Annotated in this window: 1 protein-coding gene and 1 pseudogene; both read left to right on the top strand. The window is 68.1% G+C overall.

The genetic code is table 11. The features are described 5' to 3' along the window. Positions 1–179 (top strand): annotated as a pseudogene (locus ACRDUX_RS23215) (protein glxC); the annotation flags it as partial. Further along, the gene (locus ACRDUX_RS23210) at positions 179–1,513 is read left to right on the top strand and encodes an FMN-binding glutamate synthase family protein (RefSeq protein WP_526416923.1); all 1,335 of its coding nucleotides are present in this window, start codon (positions 179–181) and stop codon (positions 1,511–1,513) included. The pseudogene ACRDUX_RS23215 and the gene ACRDUX_RS23210, both read left to right, overlap by 1 nt. Positions 1,514–1,582 lie beyond the last annotated feature (69 nt).

Genomic DNA, 1,582 nt, shown 5'->3' with positions numbered 1-1,582 from the left:
CCGCCGCATCACTCGGCGCCGACTGCGTGGCCAAGGAGATGCGTCCCGAACCCCACGAAGAACTGGGCCATCTCCTCAAGACAGCCGGGTACGCAGACGATGACACCGCCGCCTATACCCGCTACGGCTCAGCCCGCAGCCTCTACCACTTCCACGTCGACAACTCTGCGAGTTACTGATGACCGAGACCTGGGGACTTCGCGAATCGGCGACGTTCGACCGGAATACCATCGCCGCCATCCAGCGGGCCGCCGACACCGGCATCTACGACATCCGCGGCTGGGGCGCCAAGCGACCACTACCCCACTTCGACGACCTGCTGTTCCTCGGCGCGTCGATGTCGCGCTACCCGCTGGAGGGCTACCGGGAACGCTGCGGTACCGATGTGGTGCTCGGCGGTCGCCACGCCAAGTACCCACTGCACCTGGACATCCCTGTCACCATCGCGGGCATGTCGTTCGGTGCGTTGTCCGGACCCGCGAAGGAGGCGTTGGGGCGCGGCGCCAGTGCCGTCGGCACGTCCACCACCACCGGCGACGGCGGCATGACGCCGGAGGAACGAGGCCAGAGCAAGTACCTGGTCTACCAGTACCTCCCCTCGCGCTACGGGATGAACCCCGACGACCTCCGCAAGGCGGACGCCATCGAGGTCGTTCTCGGCCAGGGTGCCAAGCCCGGTGGCGGCGGAATGCTGCTGGGGCAGAAGATCTCCGAACGCGTCGCCGGGATGCGGACGTTGCCGGAGGGCATCGATCAGCGCTCGGCGTGCAGGCACCCCGACTGGACCGGGCCCGACGATCTCACGATCAAGATCAACGAACTCCGTGAGATCACCGACTGGGAGAAGCCGATCTACGTCAAGGTCGGCGCCACCCGCACTTACTACGACGTGAAGCTCGCGGTGCACGCAGGCGCCGACGTCGTCGTAGTCGACGGCATGCAGGGCGGCACCGCCGCCACCCAGGAGGTGTTCATCGAGCACATCGGGATCCCGACGCTCGCCGCGGTCCCGCAAGCCGTTCGGGCGCTGGCCGAACTCGGCGTGCACCGCAGCGGCCCGGCAGGCAGAGAGGTCCAACTCATCGTCTCCGGTGGCATCCGAAACGGGGCCGACGTCGCCAAGGCGATGGCACTGGGCGCGGATGCGGTCGCCATCGGGACGGCCGCGCTCATCGCGCTCGGTGACAACCACCCGCGCTACGCCGCCGAGTACGAGAAGCTCGGCAGTGCAGCCGGATTCTTCGACGACTTCCAGGACGGTTCCGACCCGGCAGGCATCACCACCCAGGATCCGGACCTGGCCGCACGGCTGGATCCGGTCGAGGGCGGCCGCAGGCTGGCCAACTACCTGCGGGTGCTCACCATGGAGGCCCAGACCATCGCCAGGGCGTGCGGCAAGGCCCATGTCCGGCACCTCGAACCCGAGGACCTCGTCGCCGTCACGATCGAGGCGGCCGCGATGGCGCGGGTGCCCCTGGCGGGAACGGACTGGATCCCCGGGATGAACTCGTGAGGTGCCGCCCATGGCGCGATTTGTGTGCATTCGGCCGCGCTCACCGCTGCCAAATGCACACAAATCGCG

The sequence above is a fragment of the Mycobacterium sp. genome (assembly GCF_050701675.1).
GTDB lineage: Bacteria > Actinomycetota > Actinomycetes > Mycobacteriales > Mycobacteriaceae > Mycobacterium.
Note: the sequence above shows the minus strand (reverse complement) of the source record. Positions and strands in the feature narration are given on the sequence as shown.

Bases quoted from the DNA above. Each gene is read 5' to 3' on its own strand.
- ACRDUX_RS23210 (WP_526416923.1), top strand. From the start codon at position 179: ATGACCGAGACCTGGGGACTTCGCGAATCGGCGACGTTCGACCGGAAT.